This is a genomic window from Curtobacterium sp. NPDC089185, from assembly GCF_040685235.1.
GTDB classification, from domain to species: Bacteria; Actinomycetota; Actinomycetes; order Actinomycetales; family Microbacteriaceae; genus Curtobacterium; species Curtobacterium citri.
In genome coordinates this window covers 294,667-312,802 of record NZ_JBFBHK010000003.1, presented here as the reverse complement: position 1 = coordinate 312,802, position 18,136 = coordinate 294,667, and the positions used below count along the sequence as shown (strand labels likewise).

The following is an 18,136-nucleotide window of genomic DNA, read 5'->3' as shown; positions in this document are numbered from 1 at the left end:
ACATGGCAGACGTGATCGTGACCCGGACCGGGCAGGAGGACCACTTCCGGGTGGTCCAGCTCCTGCCGGCACCCGCGACCGTCGTCGCGCTCGCCCTCGCTGCGCAGCACGACCTCGGCGCCGCTCCGCTGGGGGTCGTCGCGGCCGTCGGCGCGCTCGCGACCGTCGCCAGCGCACTGCTCCCGATGCTCCGACCGACGGCGCCCCGACGGCCGATGGCCGCGCCGATCGAGTCGGACCGCTACCGAGGGGACACCGGACACCCCCGAGGGTAGGACACCCCCGAAGGTAGGACACCCGAGACCAGCACCGGACGGCCCCGACCCCCGAGGGGCCCACGGTGCTGCTGACCGGACGCGGTTCCCCTGACCGCGTCCGGCGCGCGGGGCGCGACGTTCCCCTGTCGTCGCGCCCCGTCGCGGACGCCGCGCCCGTCGTGGACGCTGCGCCGGACCCTGACCGGCGCCGCACCCCCCTGTCAGTCCACGACGGGCCGCGGTGCCGCGGACGCACCCGACGGCGGCACGGGCGTCCCCGGCCAGAGGTAGTCGAGGTCGTCGGGCACGTCCGGGAACAGCGGCCGGTAGTGCTCCGGTGCCTTCTGCACGAGCTTCGACCGGTGCGACCGGTGCACGGCCGGGTCGGCGTTCCACGGCGGCACGGCGTAGTCGCCACGTTCGTACGCCGCCAGGTCCTCCGGGATGCGCCCGAGGTCGAGCAGCGTCTTCTCCAGGCAGGTGTCGACGTGGCCGCGCTCGAGCCAGACCCGGCAGGTCGCGTCCTGGTACGCCATGAGCGCCGGCCGGTAGCCGCGCCACATCGCGGTCACGGGGTGGTGCTGCCACCCGTAGCCCGGCAGGGTCAGGGCGCGCATCACCTGCAGCGTCTCGACGCGTTGCTTCCCCAACCGCTTGTCGTCGAGCACCTCGGCGGAGGCGCGGAAGTCGGCGTACGGCAGGAAGGTCTGCATCTCCCGGACGCTACCCGCGGCCGCTGGCACGCGACACAAGTCGTCACACCCGGGCACGCTCCCGATCGCCGTGTGAGCATCGGACGCATGATCGGAGCACGCGTCGTCGGAGTCAGCGGCAGCCCCTCGGACCCCTCGCGGACGTCGACCCTCGTGGCGGCGACCGTGGCGCGGCTGGCGGAGGACCTGCCGGACGCCCGCACCGAGACCGTGGAGATCGGACCGCTGCTCGCCGACCTCGGTGCCGCCTGGTCGCGTGAGGCGATGTCCGAGCGCACCCGTCGCGCGCTCGAGGCGGTCGAGGCGGCGGACGTCCTGGTCGTCGGCAGCCCCGCGTTCCGCGCCGCGTACTCCGGCGCGTTCAAGCTCTTCTTCGACTGGGTGGGGCAGTACGACCTCGTCGACACCCCGGTGCTCCTGACCGCGACGGGCGGCAGCGACCGGCACGCGCTGCTCGTCGAGCACCAGATGCGTCCCTTGTTCGGCTTCTTCCAGTCGACGACGCTGCCGCTCGGCGTGTTCGGCAACGAGCGGGACTTCACCAAGCACGAGGGCGGCTACGACATCACGAGCGTCGACCTCGAGCTGCGGATCGACCAGGCCGTGCGTCGCGCGCTGCCGATCGTGCGCGGGGGCTTCGCGGCGGTCGGCGCCGACGACGTGCGCCGCCCCGCCGACTTCTAGCCGCCGACTCCTCGCCGCCCGGGGGCCGGACGCCACCAGCCGTTCGCCACCGGCCCGCCTGCGCGAGCGGGCAGGACACGCCGCCGGTCGGTCGCGGTGCGGTCGGTTCCCGTCGCCGACGGGCGTCGAGCGTGACGGATCGTGCCCGCTCACGGCACGCGGGCCGGCCGCTGCGCGGCGGCGGACGGGAGGCGCGTGGCGGGGCCGCCACGCGCCTCCCGTCCGGCGCGGCTCACTCCGGCTGCGCGTCCGTGCTGACGAGCGACGCCACGTGCGCGACCGCCAGGCGGTAGCCGTCGGCGCCCGCGCCGACGATCACGGCCGTCGCGGCCGTCGCCACGTGGTCGACGTGCCGGAACGGCTCGCGCTTCCACGTGTTCGACAGGTGCACCTCGACGACGGGGACGTCGAGGGCCTCGACCGCGTCGTGCAGCGCCACCGAGGTGTGGGCGTAGGCCGCCGGGTTGATCACGACGCCGGCGAAGTGGTCGAGCGCCTCGTGCAGCCACTCGACGAGCTCGCCCTCGCGGTTGGTCTGGCGGAAGTCGGCCTCGAGCTCGTGCACCGCCGCCTCGGTGTGCACGATCGCCTCGAGCTCGGCGAGCGTCACGGTGCCGTACTGCGCGGGATCGCGCCGCCCGAGGACGTCGAGGTTCGGCCCGTTCAGGACGAGGATCCGCCGCGGGCGTGTCGTGGTGTCGGTGGCCGGCTCGCTCATGGGGGAGAGCCTACCGAGCGCGCCGGACGCGGGACGGCGGGCGACGGCCGAGGTGTGTGAACGGTCACATCGCGTGTAACGTCTCCGTCCGGGTCGGCGCAGTTGCCGACTGCAACACACTGATGTGGAGATCGCATGGTTCTCGCTGCGGCGACCAACGGGATCCGGCTCGAACTGGGCTGGGTCGACTACCTGATGATCATCGTGTACTTCGCGGTGGTCATCGGCATCGGGTTCACGGCCAGGCGCCAGGTGCGCACGAGCATGGACTTCTTCCTGTCCGGCAGGTCGATGCCCGCCTGGATCACGGGCCTGGCGTTCGTGTCCGCGAACCTCGGCGCGACCGAGATCCTCGGCATGGCCGCCAACGGCGCGCAGATCGGCATGGCGACGCTGCACTACTACCTCATCGGCGCCGTGCCGGCGATGGTGTTCCTCGGCCTCGTGATGATGCCGTTCTACTACGGGTCGAAGGTGCGCTCGGTGCCGGAGTTCATGCTCCGCCGCTTCGGCAAGGCGCCGCACCTGGTGAACGCGATCGCGTTCGCAGTGTCGAACGTGCTCATCGCGGGCATCAACCTCTACGCCATGGCGATCGTCATCGAGGCGATGCTCGGCTGGCCGGAGTGGCTCGCCATCCTCGTGTCGGCGGCCTTCGTGCTCGCCTACATCACCCTCGGCGGGCTCTCGAGCGCGATCTACAACGAGGTCATGCAGTTCTTCGTGATCATCGCGGGCCTCGTGCCGCTGACGATCGTCGGCCTGCACCGCGTCGGCGGCTGGGGTGGCCTCACCGAGGCGATCAAGGAGACCCAGGGCGTGCAGCACCTGCAGACCTGGGCCGGCACCGGCATCGGCGACGTCACGAACCCGATCGGCGCGAACTGGCTCGCCATCGTGCTCGGCCTCGGCTTCGTGCTGTCCTTCGGCTACTGGACGACGAACTTCACCGAGGTGCAGCGGGCGTTCTCGGCGAAGAACATGTCCGCCGCCCGACGGACGCCGCTCATCGCCGCGATCCCGAAGCTGTTCATCCCGTTCATCGTCGTCATCCCCGGCCTCATCGCCGCGGCGGTCGTCGGCAACCAGTTCGCCTCGGGGGAGCTGACCTACAACGACGCCATCCCGAAGCTCATCCAGATGTACCTGCCGACCGGTGTGCTCGGCATCGCCGTGACGGGCCTCCTCGCCTCGTTCATGGCGGGCATGGCGGCGAACGTGTCCTCGTTCAACACCGTCTTCACGTACGACATCTGGCAGCGCTACATCAAGCCGAACATGCCCGACGTGCACTACCTGACGACCGGCCGCTGGGTCACCGTCGTCGGCGTGGTGATCGGCATCGGCACGGCGTTCCTCGCCGCACAGGCCGGCAACATCATGACCTACATGCAGACCCTGTTCTCGTTCTTCAACGCGCCGCTCTTCGGCGTATTCATCCTCGGCCTGCTCTGGAAGCGGATGACCACGCAGGGCGCACTGTGGGGCTACGTGCTCGGCATCGTGACGCCGACCATCACCTGGATCGCGTACCTGGTGAACCCGTCGCTCTTCTCGACGGCGACCGCCGAGACGATGTACGGCGCGATCATCTCGTTCGTCACGGTGCTCGTCGTCGGGGTCCTCGTCTCGCTCGCGACCAAGCCGAAGGACGTGTCGGAGCTCGGCGGTCTGGTCTACGGCGTCGGCAAGATCGACATGACCGCCGGGGCCGTCGCGACCGACACCGCCTGGTACCGCTCGCCCGCCCTGCTCGGCACCGTCGCCCTGGTGCTGTGCGTCGCCCTCTACCTGCCGTTCCTCTAGGCCCGGACCCGAAGGAGAACCACCGTGCGTGAGAACACCACCGCGCTGACCGAGGAGCAGGCAGCCCTCGTCCGCTCCACCCGACGACTCGACCTGCGCCGCATCCTCGGCGGCCTGTTCGTGCTCTACGGCGTCATCACCACCATCGTCGGCATCGTCCACTGGGACACTGACCCGCAGAAGACCGGCGGCATCCACATCAACCTGTGGGTGGGACTGTCGCTGCTCGTCGGCGGCCTGCTGTTCTTCCTCTGGGACCGGCTGAACCCGGTACCGGCGGAGGACATCATCGGCCAGGCCGAGGCCGAAGCCGATCAGCGCGCCGCCGGCGAGGGGCGCGACCCCGCCTGACAGCAGGTCGGACGGGAGGCGCGGTGCGGGTCCGCAGCGCGCCTCACGTCCGCCGCGGTGTGGGTTGACGGCCGCGGCTGACCGTCAGTAGCATTGACATGTCGGCGGAGTGTTCTCCGTCGGAAGTGATCCCCGGATTACCTGCAGCCAGCGCGGGGCCCGGGGATCTGCGCTGTCCGGGGGTCTGCGCTGTCCGGCCTCGTTCGCCCCGCTGGCACGCTCGGCTTGCAGGCCTCAGCTGACGGTGATCTCCCGGAAGTCGTGTCCGGTGCCCGTCGTGCCGGTCGCGTGCGCGCCGCAGACGACGTCCGCGAGCGCCAGGAGGGGTTCGTCGATCCCTCGGCGATGTCCGTGACGGACCGAGCGACCGAGACCACGGGTGCGGAACGCATCGAACACCTTCCGATCGTTCCGATCCAGCTGCGGGCCGCGCGATTCGAGGACCAGTTCGGTGACCCCGCGGACGTCGAGTTCGTGGACGAGCCGCTCGAGGCACCGACGCCGTCGTCGCTCGGGATGGGCGGGAGCGCCGTCGTACCGGATGACCAGGACCTCCACGGCGTGGCGGAGGAGGTCGAGCCACGAGATCCGCTGCGTGGTGAGGGCCTCGTACCAGTGCAACTTGCGCATCCGCGGCGGTCGGGCCGTCTCGACGTCACGGCGAGCATCGTCGAGCGCTTCGTGCAGCAGGAGGACGGCGGCGAGGACGTAGGTGGTGTGATCGAGGCCGCCGCCCGGTTCCGACTCGTCGACGAACGCGTGGAGCATCCCGGTAGCGTACGACATTCCAGTCCCCGAGCGAGCCCGAACAGTTGCACACCGGGCACTGCAGGGCCAGGTTGGTGGTGACGAAGGGAACCACCGTGGACCAGATGGTGTTCATCAACCTGCCCGTTGCCGACCTCGACCGGGCCGTCGCCTTCTACGAGGCGCTCGGCTACGCGACGAACCCCGAGTTCACCGACGAGACCGCCGCGTGCATGGTCGTGAGCGACACGGTGTACGTGATGCTCCTCACCCATGCGAAGTTCCAGGAGTTCACCGACAAGGCCATCGCCGACCCGGGCACGATCGAGGTCATCAACTCGCTGAGCGCCGCGTCGAAGGACGAGGTGCACCGCATCGTCGACGCGGCCGTGATGAACGGCGGGGACGAGGACCGGCCGGAGGTCGACCTCGGGGTCATGTACCAGCGCAGCTTCACCGACCCGGACGGCCACCGGTGGGAGTACGTCTGGATGGACCAGCAGGCGATGGGCGGAGCGGCGGGCCAGGGCGGCACGGAGGACGAGTAGCGCCGCGTCGGCGGTCACCGCCAGGATGGAGCGGTGAGCACCGACCCCGCGACCGCCCCGTCCGACCTGGTGACCGGGCCCGACGGACTCGCGCGCCCCGTCTGGGCGGCGGCCGACCCGATGCTCCGCGACTACTACGACACCGAGTGGGGCATGCCCGTCCACGACGAACGGGGCGTGTTCGAACGGCTCTCCCTCGAGGCGTTCCAGTCCGGCCTGTCCTGGCGCACGATCCTCGCGAAGCGCCCGGCGTTCCGCGCGGCCTTCGCCGACTTCGACCCGGACGTCGTGGCGCGGTTCGACGGGCACGACGTCGAGCGCCTGCTGGGCGACGCCGGCATCGTCCGGAACCGGGCGAAGATCCGCGCGACGATCACGAACGCGGCGGCGACGGTGGCGCTCCGCGCGGACGGCGGTCTGGCCGACCTCGTGTGGTCGTTCCGGCCCGATGCCACACCCGCACCCCGCACGGCCGCCGAGGTGCCGACCACGAGCGACGCGTCGACGGCGCTCTCGAAGGCACTCCGCGCGCGGGGGTTCGCCTTCGTGGGGCCGACGACGATGCACGCGCTCATGGAGGCGCTGGGGATCGTCGACACGCACCTCGTCGGCAGTCACCGGCGCGGCACCTCCGGCGTCTGGCACTGACGCGGTCCGGATGCCCGGAGGCGGTCGGGGTGCCCGGAGGCGGTCCGGGTGCCTCGCGCGATCAGGTCAGCGGCAGCTGCATCTGCGTCGAGGTGACGCGGTAGCCGAGCTGCTCGTACAGGTCCTGCGCGCCCGTGTTGTAGCCGAACACGTTGAGCCCGATGCTCGTCGCGCCGTGCTCGCGAGCGACCCGCTGTCCGGCCTCGAGCGCTCGTCGGGCGTGTCCGTTCCGGCGGTGGGCGGCGTCGATCTCGACGTCGAACACCCACCACTCCGTGGCGGCCTCGGCCGAGAACGGGCCGATCCACAGGTACCCGACGACCGCGTCGTCGTCGTCGAGCACGTCCCAGACGAAGTGGTCCGGCAGGGGAGCGCCACCCGGGAACCAGCGGTCGCGGGACCCCTGGGCATTGGCCTCGGCCCGCGTGCGGCTCTCGCCGGACCGCATCCGCGAGGCGACGTACTCGGTCATCGTCCGGTCGAGCCAGGCGGGGACCCGCTCGGCCGGCATCGGGACGAGCCGAGTGCCGGTCACCGGTTGCCCTTTGAGCCGCGCTTCGGCTTGCCGTTGCCGAGTCGCTGCGTGCCGGGACGGCCGGAGCCGCGGGGCTTGCGCGCGCCCTTGCCGCCGGCCTTGCCACCGGACGCCTGCTTCGCGGTGGCCTTGCCGCCGGCGCCGGTCGCGCGGCCGGCACCGGCGCCGGAACCGGCACGCTGCCCGCGTGCGCCGTCGTCGTCGGCGCGGGACGGGCCTCCCGGCCGGTCCTGGGCTGCCCGCGAGCTGTTCGCGGTCCGCCCGCGCACCACGCCGATGAACTCCTCCGTCGTGTCGGAGGCGTCGGTGTCCCGCCAGACCAGCGCGACCCGCGTGCCGGCCGAGCCCTGCAGCGGGCGGGCGACCAGGTCCTTGCGGCTCGCGGCGCGGAAGAGCGATTGGGGGAGCACCACGACGCCGACGTTCGCCTCGACCAGGTCGAGTGCGGCGGGGACGTCCGCGGGGACGGGGCCGGCGTCGACGACGTGCACCGTTGCCAGGTCGGCGTCGGTGACCGTCTCGGCGTCGGCGAGGGGGGAGTCCTTCGGCATCGCGACGACCGCGGTCTCGGTCCAGAGCGGGATGCTGTTGAGGTGCGCGCCGACGGGCATCCGCGCGAAGGCCATGTCGGCCTCCCCGGTCAGGGCCTCGTCGACCTCGTCCGGACCGATCGGGAGCAGGCCGAGGGTGGTGTCCGGGAAGCGGTCCCGCCAGACCCGGACCCACTTCGCGGGGGAGACCCCCGGGACGAAGGCGATGGTGAGGGCCGCGGTCATGCAACCGAGTGTAGGGGCCGTACCCTGGTACCCATGGCGCAGGAACAGACGATGAAGGCCGAGACGGCTGCGAAGAAGCTCGGCATCCTGCTGGCGGCCGCCCCGGAGTCGTTCCGCGAGGGCCCCGTCACGCGGACGGCCTTCGACGAGCTCCGCACCGAGCCGCCGGCATGGCTCGAGGAGCTCCGCCGCGAGGGACCGCACCCCCGTCCCGTCGTCGCGCAGAAGCTCGGCATCTCCATCTCGGGCCTCACCCGCGCCGGGGTCGACGAGCCGCTGACGACCGCGGAGATCAAGGCGCTGCTGCAGGAGATGCCCGAGTGGCTCGTCCGCGAGCGCGCCACCCAGGCCGAGGTGCACAGCGAGAACGCCCGCGTGAAGCAGCAGCGAGCCGACAAGGCCGCCGCTCGCGCCCAGGACTGACCGAGCGGGACCACCGTGCACGAGACCGTCGCCGACGCGATGCTCGTCGTGCCGCAGTTCGCCTCGGTGTGCTGCATCGTCGGTGACCGCTACCGTCCCCGTCCCGGCGTCATCGTCCCCGCCGCGGTGATGCTCGTGGCGATGCTCATGCCGGTCGTGGACGCCGGGGCGTCCTGGACCCTGCTCGCCGCCGCGGTGCTCCTCCTGCTGGCCCCGCTGCCGGTCGTGCGTCGTCGACGTGCGGACGGGCGCCGTGCCGAGCCGATGGACGTCCACCGTGCGCTGTCGTCGGTCGTGATGGCGGGCATGCTCCTGATGGGGCACGCCACCGGGCTGACCGACGGTCACGCCGGGCACGGGATCGCGCTCTCGGCGGTGCTCGGCGCCGGGGTGGTCGGGTACTGCGCGTTCAGCGGGTGGCTGCTGCGCCACGAGTGGGGACGCGAGGACCGTCGCGCCGTCCGGAGCGGCGAGGTGTTCGCCATGACCGTCGCGGTGATCGGCATGACGCTGGCGATGTAGCGGGAGCGGCGTCCCTTGCAGCGGCGTCCCGCGCAGCCACGTCCCGCGGTACCGTCGGGACGTGTCCGATCGTCCCGTCCGCCGCCCTGATGCCGTGCCACGGCCCGCCGCGCCGCGCCTCGACGAGGTCGACGAGCGCATCCTCTGGACGCTCGCGGCCGACGCCCGCATGCCGAACAACCGCCTGGCGGCCGCGGTCGGGGTCGCGCCCTCCACGTGCCTGACGCGGGTCCGGGCGCTCGAGGACGCCGGGCTCATCCGCGGGTACCGGGCGGACGTCGACGTCGCGAAGCTCGGCTTCGCGATCGAGGCCATGGTGTCCGTGCGGGTGCACGCGGCCGCGCGACACGAGCTGCGTGACTTCGCGAAGCGCCTGCTGCGGGTCCCCGTGGTGCAGGACGTGTCGTTCCTGGCGGGCGACAAGGACTTCCTCGTGCACATCGCGTGCACGTCGACCGAGCAGCTGCGGGACTTCGTCGCCGACGAGCTGAGCGGCGACCCGGCCGTCGCGACGACGCAGACGAACATCGTCTTCGAACGGCTCGTCGCCGACCGCGCGCACCAGGGACGGTCGTTCGACGAGCTCCGGCGCTGGCGGGCCTGAGCGCCGCCCGCGCACGTCCGGTCGTCTAGCGCGTGCGGGTCATCGGCACGTGCGGGATGGCGTCCTCGAGGAAGTCGTCGCCGGACCGGACGAAGCCGAACCGGGCGTACCACTGCTCGAGGTGCGCCTGCGCGTTGATCGCGATCGACCCGGAGCGCGACTCGGCGATCGCGGCCTCCATGAGCTGCGCGCCGAGGCCCTGCGACCGGGCGTGCCGTGCGGTGGCGACGCGACCGATGCGCTCGGTGCCGTCCTCCTCGCGCAGGAGTCGCAGGGTGGCGTCGACCGAGCCCTGACCGGCCCAGAACTGCAGCGTGCCCGGCTCGAGGTCGCGGCCGTCGATGTCCGCGTACGCGCACTCCTGCTCGACGACGAAGACGTCCTGCCGCAGGCGGAGGATCTCGTGCAGCGTCACGATGTCGAGGTTGCGTGTCGGGGCGTTGAAGATCGAGACCACGTCCGGCCTTTCCTGAGAGTTCCTCCCGAGACCGGGTGCGGTCCGGTGGGGTTCGGCGTACAGTGCCGGTCAACCACTCTACGTGCGCAGCCGAGATCAGGAGGTGAGCGCATGGACCAGCCGTTGCGCGACCCCTGGCGCGCGCTGCTCCGGACCGCCTTCGTCGGCGTCGGGGTCGCCGCTGCGCTCGTGCTGCTGTCGCTGCTCTTCGGTGCCCGTCCCGCGTCCGCCGCGGAGGGCCCGGCCCAGCACCGCGGGCTCGTGGGCGGGCTCGTGCAGGACGTCGGCGGCACCGTGCAGGGCGCGGCCGACGGCGTCGGGACGACCCTCGGGTCGGCCGTGGCACCGGTCCGCGGGGTCGTCGCACCACCGGCACCCGCTCCGGCTCCGGCACCGGCTGCCTCGGCACCGGCCGCACCGCCGGTCGCGGTCCACGCTCCGAGCGCACCAGCACCCGCACCAGCCGCGGCACCGGCTCCGTCGCACACCGTCCCGGTCCGTCCGGCCCCCGTGCACGCCACGCCGACCGTCCCCGCGCCGGCACCCGCCGTCGACCACGCGCCGACCGCGACGCAGCCGGCCGTCCCCGCGACGGGGACCGGCGCGACGGGCGGGGGCAGTGCCTCCCGGCCGCTCACCGACGCCGTCACCGGCGTGGTCCGTCCCGTCACCGACGCCGTCCGCGGGGTCACCGACGGACGGCCCGTCAGCGGCGTCATCGCGACCGTCGACGAGGTCGTCGGCGCCCTGCCGGTGACCGGCGACCTGCTCGGCGACGACACGGTCGGTGCCGTCACCGCCCCGGTGACGGACCTCGTCGACGACGTGGTCGGCGGTGTCGGCGGCACCGTCGGCGACCTCCCCGGCACGGTCGAGCAGGTGCTGCCGCCCGTCGAGGCGGTCCTGCCCGTCCCGGTCGGGCCGGTCCTGCCCGGGACGCTGCCGCCGGTCCTGCCCGGGTCGCCCTCGCCCGTCCTGCCGGGAGGCGCGACCGGCGTCCCCGACGTCGCCCCGACCCCGGTGGGCGGCCCGGTGACACCACCCGTGGCAGCTCCTGCCGGACCCACCGGTCCGGCTGCCGGCGACGTCGCGCTGCCGCGAGCCGCCTCCTCCGAGGCGCACCCGGCAGCCCCGCAGGAACGTGCGACCGCCGTGCGGACGGGCGGCGTGGCGACCGTCGTCGCGGCACCGGCCGCGAGCGCCGTCACCGGCTCCGCGGCGACCTTCGGCGGGCGTGCCCTGCTCGTGCCGGCGGACGGTGACGGCCACCACGGCCTCCCGGTCGGCCCCGAAGCCTCCGGCACCGCCGGCGGGTCGTCCTCCGGCTCGGCGGGCGCTGCGCCCGTCGGCGTCGACGGCACCGCCGTGGTCCGGTTCTCCCTCGCCGCGGGGTCGCGCGGCACCCTCGCCGACGACGTGGTCCCCGCGTCGGTCGTCGGCGACCACGACGTCGCTCCTGACTGAGGTCGGTGCGCCTGTCCGTCACGGCAGGCACGCACCACCCGACCGCCATCGCGGTCGGACCAGATCTCGATCAGTGAGGAACGACCATGAACAAGTACGTCTCGAGAGGGCTGTGGTTCACCCTCTTCGTCGGAGGCCTGACGCTCGGAGGGACAGCGGCCGCGAACGCCGCGACCACCTCCGGTGCGGACGGCATCCTGTCCGGCACCCAGGTGGCTCCGGCCGTCAGCGTGCCGGTGTCCGTCACCGGGAACGCCCTCGGGGTGCTCGGTGACGCCGTGTCCGGGACCGCTGCTCCGGCGGCTGCCCCCGCCCCTGCCCCGGCTCCGGCCGCGTCCGCCGCACCGGTGACGTCCGGTGCGGGCGGCGTCGCCTCGGGGACGCAGGTCGCGCCCGTCGCGACCGCTCCCGTCCAGGCGACGGGCAACGCGGTCGCCGTCGCCGGCGACGCCGCGGCGACGGCTCCGGCCGCTGCTCCTGCTGCTCCGGCTGCAGCCCCCGCTCCTGCTCCTGCTCCTGCTCCTGCGACGTCCGGCACGGACGCCGTGGCCTCCGGGACGCAGGTGGTCGGTGCCGTGACCGCTCCGGTGACGGCCACGGGCAACGCGGTCGCCGTCGCAGGTGACGCCGGCGCCACGTCGACGCCGCCCGCGACCGACGCCGGTGCGGGGTCCTCGGCCTCGTCGACCGGTGGGACGACGTCGGGTTCGGACGGTGTGGCCTCGGGGACGCAGGTCTCGCCGGTGGTGTCGGTTCCGGTGACGATCGGTGGCAACGGCATCGGGCTGCTCGGTGACGGTACGGCGACGGGTACGGCGCCGACGTCCGGTGCGCGGTCCTCGGCCCCGTCTGCGGGTGGTACGACGTCGGGTTCGGACGGTGTGGCCTCGGGGACGCAGGTCTCGCCGGTGGTGTCGGTGCCGGTGACGATCGGTGGCAACGGCATCGGGCTGCTCGGTGACGGTACGGCGACGGGTACGGCGCCGACGGCCGGTGCGGGGTCCTCGGCCCCGTCGGCCGGTGGTACGACGTCGGGTTCGGACGGTGTGGGCTCCGGCACGCAGGTGACCCCGGTCATCAGCGTCCCGATCTCGGTCGGCGGCAACGGCATCGGCGTCGTCGGTGACGGCACGGCGACGGGTACGGCGCCGACGGTCGGTGCGGGGTCCTCGGCCCCGTCTGCGGGTGGCACGACGTCGGGTTCGGGCGGTGTGGGCTCCGGCACGCAGGTGACCCCGGTCGTCAGCGTCCCGATCTCGGTCGGCGGCAACGGCATCGGCATCGTCGGTGACGGCACGAGCACCACGGACCCGGGTACGGGCACGACCCCGGGTACCGGCACGGACCCGGGCACGGACCCCGGCTCGGACCCCGGGACCGGCACGGACCCGGGCACGGGCACGGACCCCGGTACGGGCACGGACCCGGGCACGGGCACTGACCCCGAGACCGGCACGGACCCGGTGACGGACCCCACCACCACGACGCCCGGTGACGCCACCGTCGGCGGCGACACCCCCACGCCGGCGACCACGACACCCGTGGTGAGCTCCGGCGGTGCAGCGGCCACCGGCGCAGCGACGACCACCGGCGTCACCGGCACCGGCGCGGTCGTGGCGACCAGTGCCTCCCGGCCGGCCGCGGTGGACACCGTCGCCGTCGCCACCTCGGGGGCGCCGTCGGCACTCGCGTACACCGGTAGCGGCTCGCCCGCGGTCCCCGCGGCCGCGGCGCTCCTGCTGCTGCTCCTCGGGGCGGCCGCGCTGGTCCTCCGCCGTCGCACCGTCTGACGGCCTGACCGGTCGGAGGGGCACCGTCCGCGGTGCCCCTCCGACCCGTGCGTGCGCCGCCGGTCCGCTTGAGGACCTGCTGGGCCCTGCCTGGGAGCACTCGGTGTCCAACCTGTGCGCAGTGGAAGCGCTTCCGAGGGTCTCCGGCAGTGGTGCAGCGCCACGATGAGAGCGTGCTCCACGAACTCCTGCGCATCCCGATCACCGGCCTCCGGCTGCTCGTCCCCGTGTACGTCCTGGCCGCGGTCCTCGCGCTATGGGTGCTCGTCGGTCCGACCCGCGAGCGGCACCGGAGTCGACGCGCGGCGTTCCGGGTCGGCGGTGCCGTGGTCGGTGCGGCCATCGGTCTCGTCACGGTCTGGTGGACGGGTGACGTGCAGGACGACTTCGGTGTGGCCTTCACCCCGGTCACGCGCATGTGGGTGGCGTTCGCCTTCGCCGGCGTCGCCCTCCTGGTCGTGGTCGCGGTGCAGGGCCGTTGGCTCGCACGGGTGCTCGCGGTCGGCGCGGCCGCAGCCCTGCTGCTCTCCGCCGGTCTCGGGGTGAACGTCGACTTCGGCTTCTACAAGAACGTGGAGCAGGCCGTCGCCACGGATCCGTACCGGTCGGTCACGATCCCGGTGTCCACGCACGGCACCGCCGGCCAGCCGGTGGACCTGGCGGACTGGCACGCGCCGGCCGGCATGCCGCGAGCGGGCGAGACCGTCAGCGTCAAGATCCCGGGCACCGTGTCGCACTTCCGGGCGCGGAAGGCCGTCGTCTGGCTGCCTCCGGCCGCCCGGGTCGCGCACCCGCCGGAGCTGCCCGTCCTGATCGCCCTGTCCGGGCAGCCCGGGCAGCCGGCGGACATGTTCCAGACGGGCGACCTCGGTTCCTTCCTCGACCGCTACGCCGCCGCCCACCACGGCCTCGGGCCGATCGTGGTGTCGCCGGACCAGCTCGCCGCTCCGAACCGGAACCCGATGTGCGTCGACTCCCGGCGCCTCGGGCGCAGCGCCACCTACGTGATGACGGACACGGTGCAGTGGATCGAGCACCACCTCCCCGTGGAGAGCGGCCCCAACGCCTGGGGCATCCTCGGGTTCTCGCAGGGGGCGACCTGTGCGATGCAGTTCTCGACCGCCCACCCCGACGTGTTCGGCAGCGCCCTGGCCATCTCGAGCGAGCTCGCCCCGATCACGGGCAACGCGCAGCTGAGCACCCAGCTGGCCTTCGGCGGCTCGTCGGCTGCGTACCGGGCGGCGGCCCCCGTCGCGATCATGGCGGCGCACGCGCCGTACCACGACCACCTCACCGTCTTCGGCTACGGTCAGGACGACGCCCCGTACCGGGCGTCGACCGAGACGCTCCGCGCCGCCGCGGAGCGCGCTGGCCAGCAGACGCAGCTCATCGTCTCGCCGGGCTCGGCCCACGACTGGAACACCGTGCGGTACGTGCTCGCCAACGGGCTGCCCGCCGTGCTGGCACACCTCGGTCTGCCGCAGCAGGAGGGGGCACTGTGAGCACGGACACACCGACTCCGACGAGGACCTGGACCCGCGCCCTGCGCGCCGTCCGCGGGTACCCGGTCACGGCGGTGGTCGCGGTCCTCGTGCTCGTGACCTCGATCGCCGGCCTCGTCATCCGCGTCGTCGGGCACACCGGGTCCGTCGACGCCGTCCACTTCGGACCGTTCCGGGTCTTCGCCGTGACCACCGGGGCGCTCGCCCTGGTCCTCACGCTCGCCGGTGTCGTCGCCTTCGTCGGTGCCGCCGAGCGGCTGATGGGGTACCGCCGGACCGTCCTGGCCTTCGTCGCCACGACGGTCGTCGGGACGGGCCTGGCGGCGCTGACCGCCCTGTTCGACCGGGACGGCCACCAGGTCGGTGCGCTCCTCGTCGGCCGCGCGACCAGCTTCGACCCGTGGACGGCGATCCTCGGGACGATCGTCACGGCGAGCGCCTTCGCGGGGCCGCTCTGGCGCCGACGCATCCGGGTCAACGCCGTGGCGGTCGTCGCCGCGCTGCTCCTCTACGCGGGACACGTGGCGGACCTCTCCGCCGCGCTCGCGGTGGCCGCCGGGTGGCTCCTCGGCGACCTCCTCCGCCGGGGGCCCGCACGGCTCGGGTGGACGCGCAGTTCGCACCGCGAGACCCGGGTGCTGCTCGGGACCGTCGTCCTCGTGTCGGCGATCGGTCCCGTCATCGCACTCCTCTCCCGCGCCCGCGTCGGCCTGCTCGCACCGCTCGCCGCGGTCGTCGGCACGGGACCGGTGACGCCGGTGCGCGGCTGCTCGGAGAACGGTGTGACGGGGGAGTGCCTGCGTGGTCTGCTGGCCTACCGCGCCACCGACCCGTGGACGCTCGTGCTCGCCGTCGCGCCGCTCCTCGTGCTCGTCGTCGCCGGGCTCGGACTGTTCCGCGGGAGCCGCTTCGCCGTGTGGCTCGCGGTCGTCGTCGACACCGTGCTGGCGGTCGCGGCCGCCGTGACCTACAGCGTCCTGCCGTCGCGGATGGCCGAGCTGCACGGCACGGAGAACCGCTTCGTCGTCTCGGTCTCGGTGGTCGCATCCGTCGTCGTCCCGCTGGCCACAGCGCTCGTCCTCGTGCTGCTCCGCCGGTCCTTCACCGTCCTGCCGGCGCGGCGCCGCGTGGTGACCTTCCTGGTCGTGGTGGTCGCCGCACTCGTGATCGTCACGACCGTCGTGCTCGTCACGACGGCCTCGTCGCCGCGCGCCGTCGCCGACCCCCTGCGGCTCGTGGTCGCCGCCCTCGGGCCGCTCTCCCCGGTCGTGACCTGGGACCGACTGCCCGCGCTCGACCCCGCCCTCCGGTTCGTGCTCGGCGCCGCCGGGCCGGTGCTGTGGCTGGTCGTCGCCGCCGCGGCGGTCCGGCCCACCGGTGCGGTCGACGCCGACGCCGACGCCGACGGCCTGCACGAGAGCCGACTCCGCGCCCGGACGCTGCTCGAGGCGGCGGGCGGGGACACCTTCGGCTGGATGACGACGTGGCAGGGCAACGCGTACTGGTTCTCCGACGACGGTCGCGCCGGTGTCGCGTTCCGGCGCAACGGACGCGTCGCGGTGACCGTCGGCGGGCCGTTCGGGTGGCCGGACGCGCGTGACGCGGCCATGACGGCGTTCGCCCGGTGGTGCGACGACCACGGCTGGACGGCGGTCTTCTACGGCATCGGTGCCGAGTCCGCGGCAACCCTGACCGCGCAGGGCTGGGGCACGCTGCCGGTCGCGGAGGACGCCGACCTGGACCCCCGCACCTGGACGACGACCGGGAAGAAGAAGCAGGACGTCCGCACCGCGGTGAACAAGGCCGGGCGCGAGGGCACCACCGCCCTCTGGTCGTCGTGGCAGGACCTGCCCGTGTCGACGGTCCGGCAGATCGAGGCGATCTCCGAGGAGTGGGTGTCGGAGCGGGAGCTGCCCGAGATGGGCTTCACGCTCGGCGGCGTCGACGAGATGCGGGACCCGGCGGTGCGGACGCTCGTGGCGCTCGACCCCGAGGGCACCGTGCTCGCGGTGACCAGCTGGCTGCCGAGCCACCGGGCCGGCCGGGTCGTCGGATGGACGCTCGACGTGATGCGCCGGACGAACGCGGCACCGAACGGCGTCATGGAGTTCCTCGTCGCGAGCGCGGCGGACCGGATGCGCGAGGACGGGGTGGAACGCCTCAGCCTGTCCGCCGCGCCGCTCGCGCAGTCGGCCGAGGGCGCGCCGACCGCCGACGGCGTGCAGGACCTGCTCGACCTGGTGGGCGGCGTCCTCGAGCCGGTCTACGGCTTCCGGTCGCTGCTCCGGTTCAAGGCGAAGTTCGGCCCGGACCTGCACCCCCTCGTGCTGGCGTACCCGGACCCGGTGGCGCTGCCCGCGATCGGCGTCGCGGTGGTGCGGGCGTACCTGCCGGACCTGTCCCTGCGGCAGGCCGTCGCGCTGGTGCGCGGGCGGGGCTGAGCCGGGCTGCGGTCGCGCGGGACGCCGGCGTCCGACCGGCACGCCTCGTGGCGCGAGACGCCGCCTCATCCGGGGGCGTCCCGCCGCGTGCGCGGCGTCTCGCTGCCGGTGCGGCATCCCGGTACGGGTGCGGCGCCGGGGCGGGAGCGACGGACGGGAGGCGCGGGGCGGGCCCGCCCCGCGCCTCCCGTCCGCCACGCGGTCCGTGTCACCCGACGCAACGCCCGCGGACGCGCCCCGGGGGTGTGGGGTATCATTTCAGTCACGCAAGCGCTCCGGGGTCGGTGCAAGTCCGAACCGGTGGTGACAGTCCACGAGCTGACGACGGGTTCCGACCCGACCGATGCTGACCCGGTGGGATCCCGGGACCGACGGTGAGAGTCCGGATGAGAGGTGGCGCTGGCGGGCAGGGACGATCCGTCGTCCCCGTCCGCTGTTGCCGACGACCGTCGAGCGCCCCGGAGTCCCGTTGAGAGGACACCAGTGTTCACCGGCATCATCGAGGAACTCGGCACCGTCACCGCCGTCGAGCAGCAGGGCGACTCCGTCGCGCTCACCGTGCACGGCCCGAAGGTCGTCGCCGACGCCCGTCACGGCGACTCCATCGCCACGAGCGGGGTCTGCCTGACCGTGGTCGAGCAGACCGCCGACACCTTCACCGCCTTCGTCATGAAGCAGACGCTCGACATGAGCGCGCACGGCACGCTCACGGTCGGGGACCGCCTGAACCTCGAGCGCGCCGCGTCCGTCGGCGACCGGCTCGGCGGGCACATCGTGCAGGGGCACGTGGACGGTACCGCGACCGTGCTCGCCACCGCCGACGGCGACGGGTGGCGCCGCGTGCGCTTCTCGTTGGCGCCGGACCTCAGCCCGCTCGTCGTCGACAAGGGCTCCGTGGCGATCGACGGCGTCTCGCTCACCGTCAGTGCCGTCTCGGACGAGGCCACCGCGCCCGCCGAAGCGTGGTTCGAGGTCAGCCTGATCCCCGAGACGCTCGAGGCGACCACGCTCGGGTCGCGGGTGCCGGGGGACCGGGTGAACGTCGAGACCGACGTCCTCGCCCGGCACGTCCGCCGCATGCTGCGGCTCGAGGCCGGGGCGCCCGTCCTGGAGGCACGGTGACCGCCGTCGGGACCCCGTCCGTCGCGCA

Annotated in this window: 20 protein-coding genes and 1 riboswitch; of the genes, 14 read left to right on the top strand and 6 right to left on the bottom strand. The window is 73.5% G+C overall.

Going from position 1 to position 18,136, the window contains the following annotated elements; all coding sequences use genetic code 11:
- The first annotated feature begins 2 nt into the window (after nucleotides 1-2).
- A complete protein-coding gene (locus AB0N84_RS05060) occupies nucleotides 3-275 on the top strand; it encodes a hypothetical protein (RefSeq protein ID WP_182047782.1) in 273 nt (90 codons plus the stop codon).
- Nucleotides 276-478: 203 nt separating this feature from the next.
- On the opposite strand, the gene AB0N84_RS05055 is transcribed toward AB0N84_RS05060, so the two are convergent.
- Nucleotides 479-970: an MSMEG_6728 family protein gene (locus AB0N84_RS05055; protein WP_182047784.1), complete on the bottom strand. Its 492-nt coding sequence runs from the start codon at nucleotides 968-970 to the stop codon at nucleotides 479-481.
- Between the two features lie 87 nt (nucleotides 971-1,057).
- On the opposite strand from AB0N84_RS05055, the gene AB0N84_RS05050 reads away from it, so the two are divergent.
- Nucleotides 1,058-1,654, top strand: a complete 597-nt coding sequence (locus AB0N84_RS05050) for an NAD(P)H-dependent oxidoreductase (protein WP_182047786.1) — start codon at nucleotides 1,058-1,060, stop codon at nucleotides 1,652-1,654.
- Between the two features lie 232 nt (nucleotides 1,655-1,886).
- Here AB0N84_RS05050 and aroQ read toward each other — a convergent pair whose 3' ends face one another.
- Nucleotides 1,887-2,372 (bottom strand): type II 3-dehydroquinate dehydratase, encoded by a 486-nt coding sequence (aroQ, locus tag AB0N84_RS05045; protein ID WP_069712083.1) that lies wholly within the window; start codon nucleotides 2,370-2,372, stop codon nucleotides 1,887-1,889.
- A gap of 135 nt (nucleotides 2,373-2,507) precedes the next feature.
- Here aroQ and AB0N84_RS05040 point away from each other — a divergent pair, with 135 nt between their 5' ends.
- Together AB0N84_RS05040 and AB0N84_RS05035 are read left to right on the top strand one after the other, a co-directional pair.
- A complete protein-coding gene (locus AB0N84_RS05040) occupies nucleotides 2,508-4,178 on the top strand; it encodes a sodium:solute symporter family protein (RefSeq protein WP_363544152.1) in 1,671 nt (556 codons plus the stop codon).
- Nucleotides 4,179-4,202: 24 nt separating this feature from the next.
- The gene (locus AB0N84_RS05035) at nucleotides 4,203-4,529 is read left to right on the top strand and encodes a hypothetical protein (protein ID WP_069712085.1); all 327 of its coding nucleotides are present in this window, start codon (nucleotides 4,203-4,205) and stop codon (nucleotides 4,527-4,529) included.
- Between the two features lie 234 nt (nucleotides 4,530-4,763).
- Here AB0N84_RS05035 and AB0N84_RS05030 read toward each other — a convergent pair whose 3' ends face one another.
- Nucleotides 4,764-5,297 carry a hypothetical protein gene (locus AB0N84_RS05030; RefSeq protein ID WP_182048024.1) on the bottom strand — a complete coding sequence of 178 codons (534 nt, stop codon included), beginning with the start codon at nucleotides 5,295-5,297 and terminating at the stop codon, nucleotides 4,764-4,766.
- Between the two features lie 77 nt (nucleotides 5,298-5,374).
- On the opposite strand from AB0N84_RS05030, the gene AB0N84_RS05025 reads away from it, so the two are divergent.
- Nucleotides 5,375-5,824 (top strand): VOC family protein, encoded by a 450-nt coding sequence (locus AB0N84_RS05025; RefSeq protein WP_259346278.1) that lies wholly within the window; start codon nucleotides 5,375-5,377, stop codon nucleotides 5,822-5,824.
- A 33-nt stretch (nucleotides 5,825-5,857) separates the two neighbouring features.
- The gene (locus AB0N84_RS05020; protein WP_363544149.1) at nucleotides 5,858-6,472 is read left to right on the top strand and encodes a DNA-3-methyladenine glycosylase I; all 615 of its coding nucleotides are present in this window, start codon (nucleotides 5,858-5,860) and stop codon (nucleotides 6,470-6,472) included.
- Between the two features lie 61 nt (nucleotides 6,473-6,533).
- Here AB0N84_RS05020 and AB0N84_RS05015 read toward each other — a convergent pair whose 3' ends face one another.
- Both AB0N84_RS05015 and AB0N84_RS05010 read right to left on the bottom strand, forming a co-directional pair.
- Nucleotides 6,534-7,007 carry a GNAT family N-acetyltransferase gene (locus AB0N84_RS05015; protein WP_363544147.1) on the bottom strand — a complete coding sequence of 158 codons (474 nt, stop codon included), beginning with the start codon at nucleotides 7,005-7,007 and terminating at the stop codon, nucleotides 6,534-6,536.
- Nucleotides 7,004-7,783, bottom strand: a complete 780-nt coding sequence (locus AB0N84_RS05010) for a LysR family transcriptional regulator substrate-binding protein (protein WP_363544145.1) — start codon at nucleotides 7,781-7,783, stop codon at nucleotides 7,004-7,006. Before AB0N84_RS05010 ends, AB0N84_RS05015 begins: the two co-directional genes overlap by 4 nt.
- Before the next feature lie 33 nt (nucleotides 7,784-7,816).
- On the opposite strand from AB0N84_RS05010, the gene AB0N84_RS05005 reads away from it, so the two are divergent.
- The 3 genes from AB0N84_RS05005 to AB0N84_RS04995 all read left to right on the top strand — a co-directional run bounded on the left by AB0N84_RS05005 (nucleotide 7,817) and on the right by AB0N84_RS04995 (nucleotide 9,332).
- Entirely contained in the window at nucleotides 7,817-8,206 is a 390-nt protein-coding gene (locus AB0N84_RS05005) for a DUF5997 family protein (protein WP_182048020.1), read from the top strand.
- Nucleotides 8,207-8,221: 15 nt separating this feature from the next.
- Nucleotides 8,222-8,728, top strand: a complete 507-nt coding sequence (locus AB0N84_RS05000) for a hypothetical protein (protein ID WP_363544143.1) — start codon at nucleotides 8,222-8,224, stop codon at nucleotides 8,726-8,728.
- 61 nt (nucleotides 8,729-8,789) lie between these two features.
- Nucleotides 8,790-9,332: an Lrp/AsnC family transcriptional regulator gene (locus tag AB0N84_RS04995; protein ID WP_363544141.1), complete on the top strand. Its 543-nt coding sequence runs from the start codon at nucleotides 8,790-8,792 to the stop codon at nucleotides 9,330-9,332.
- A 25-nt stretch (nucleotides 9,333-9,357) separates the two neighbouring features.
- Here the strand turns inward: AB0N84_RS04995 and AB0N84_RS04990 are convergent, their stop codons facing one another.
- Nucleotides 9,358-9,789, bottom strand: coding sequence for a GNAT family N-acetyltransferase (locus AB0N84_RS04990; protein ID WP_182048017.1), 432 nt, complete (start codon nucleotides 9,787-9,789; stop codon nucleotides 9,358-9,360).
- A gap of 111 nt (nucleotides 9,790-9,900) precedes the next feature.
- Here AB0N84_RS04990 and AB0N84_RS04985 point away from each other — a divergent pair, with 111 nt between their 5' ends.
- From AB0N84_RS04985 to AB0N84_RS04965, 5 genes are all read left to right on the top strand, one after another.
- Nucleotides 9,901-11,253 carry a hypothetical protein gene (locus AB0N84_RS04985; RefSeq protein WP_363544138.1) on the top strand — a complete coding sequence of 451 codons (1,353 nt, stop codon included), beginning with the start codon at nucleotides 9,901-9,903 and terminating at the stop codon, nucleotides 11,251-11,253.
- A gap of 86 nt (nucleotides 11,254-11,339) precedes the next feature.
- Entirely contained in the window at nucleotides 11,340-13,043 is a 1,704-nt protein-coding gene (locus AB0N84_RS04980; protein WP_363544136.1) for a hypothetical protein, read from the top strand.
- A 173-nt stretch (nucleotides 13,044-13,216) separates the two neighbouring features.
- Complete coding sequence (locus tag AB0N84_RS04975) at nucleotides 13,217-14,545, top strand: alpha/beta hydrolase-fold protein (RefSeq protein WP_363544134.1); 1,329 nt, start codon at nucleotides 13,217-13,219, stop codon at nucleotides 14,543-14,545.
- Nucleotides 14,542-16,986: a DUF2156 domain-containing protein gene (locus tag AB0N84_RS04970; protein ID WP_363544132.1), complete on the top strand. Its 2,445-nt coding sequence runs from the start codon at nucleotides 14,542-14,544 to the stop codon at nucleotides 16,984-16,986. The genes AB0N84_RS04975 and AB0N84_RS04970 overlap by 4 nt, the downstream gene beginning before the upstream one ends.
- Nucleotides 16,987-17,254: 268 nt before the next feature.
- Nucleotides 17,255-17,388: riboswitch (FMN riboswitch) on the top strand.
- Nucleotides 17,389-17,469: 81 nt separating this feature from the next.
- Complete coding sequence (locus tag AB0N84_RS04965; protein ID WP_363544130.1) at nucleotides 17,470-18,108, top strand: riboflavin synthase; 639 nt, start codon at nucleotides 17,470-17,472, stop codon at nucleotides 18,106-18,108.
- Nucleotides 18,109-18,136: the final 28 nt, after the last annotated feature.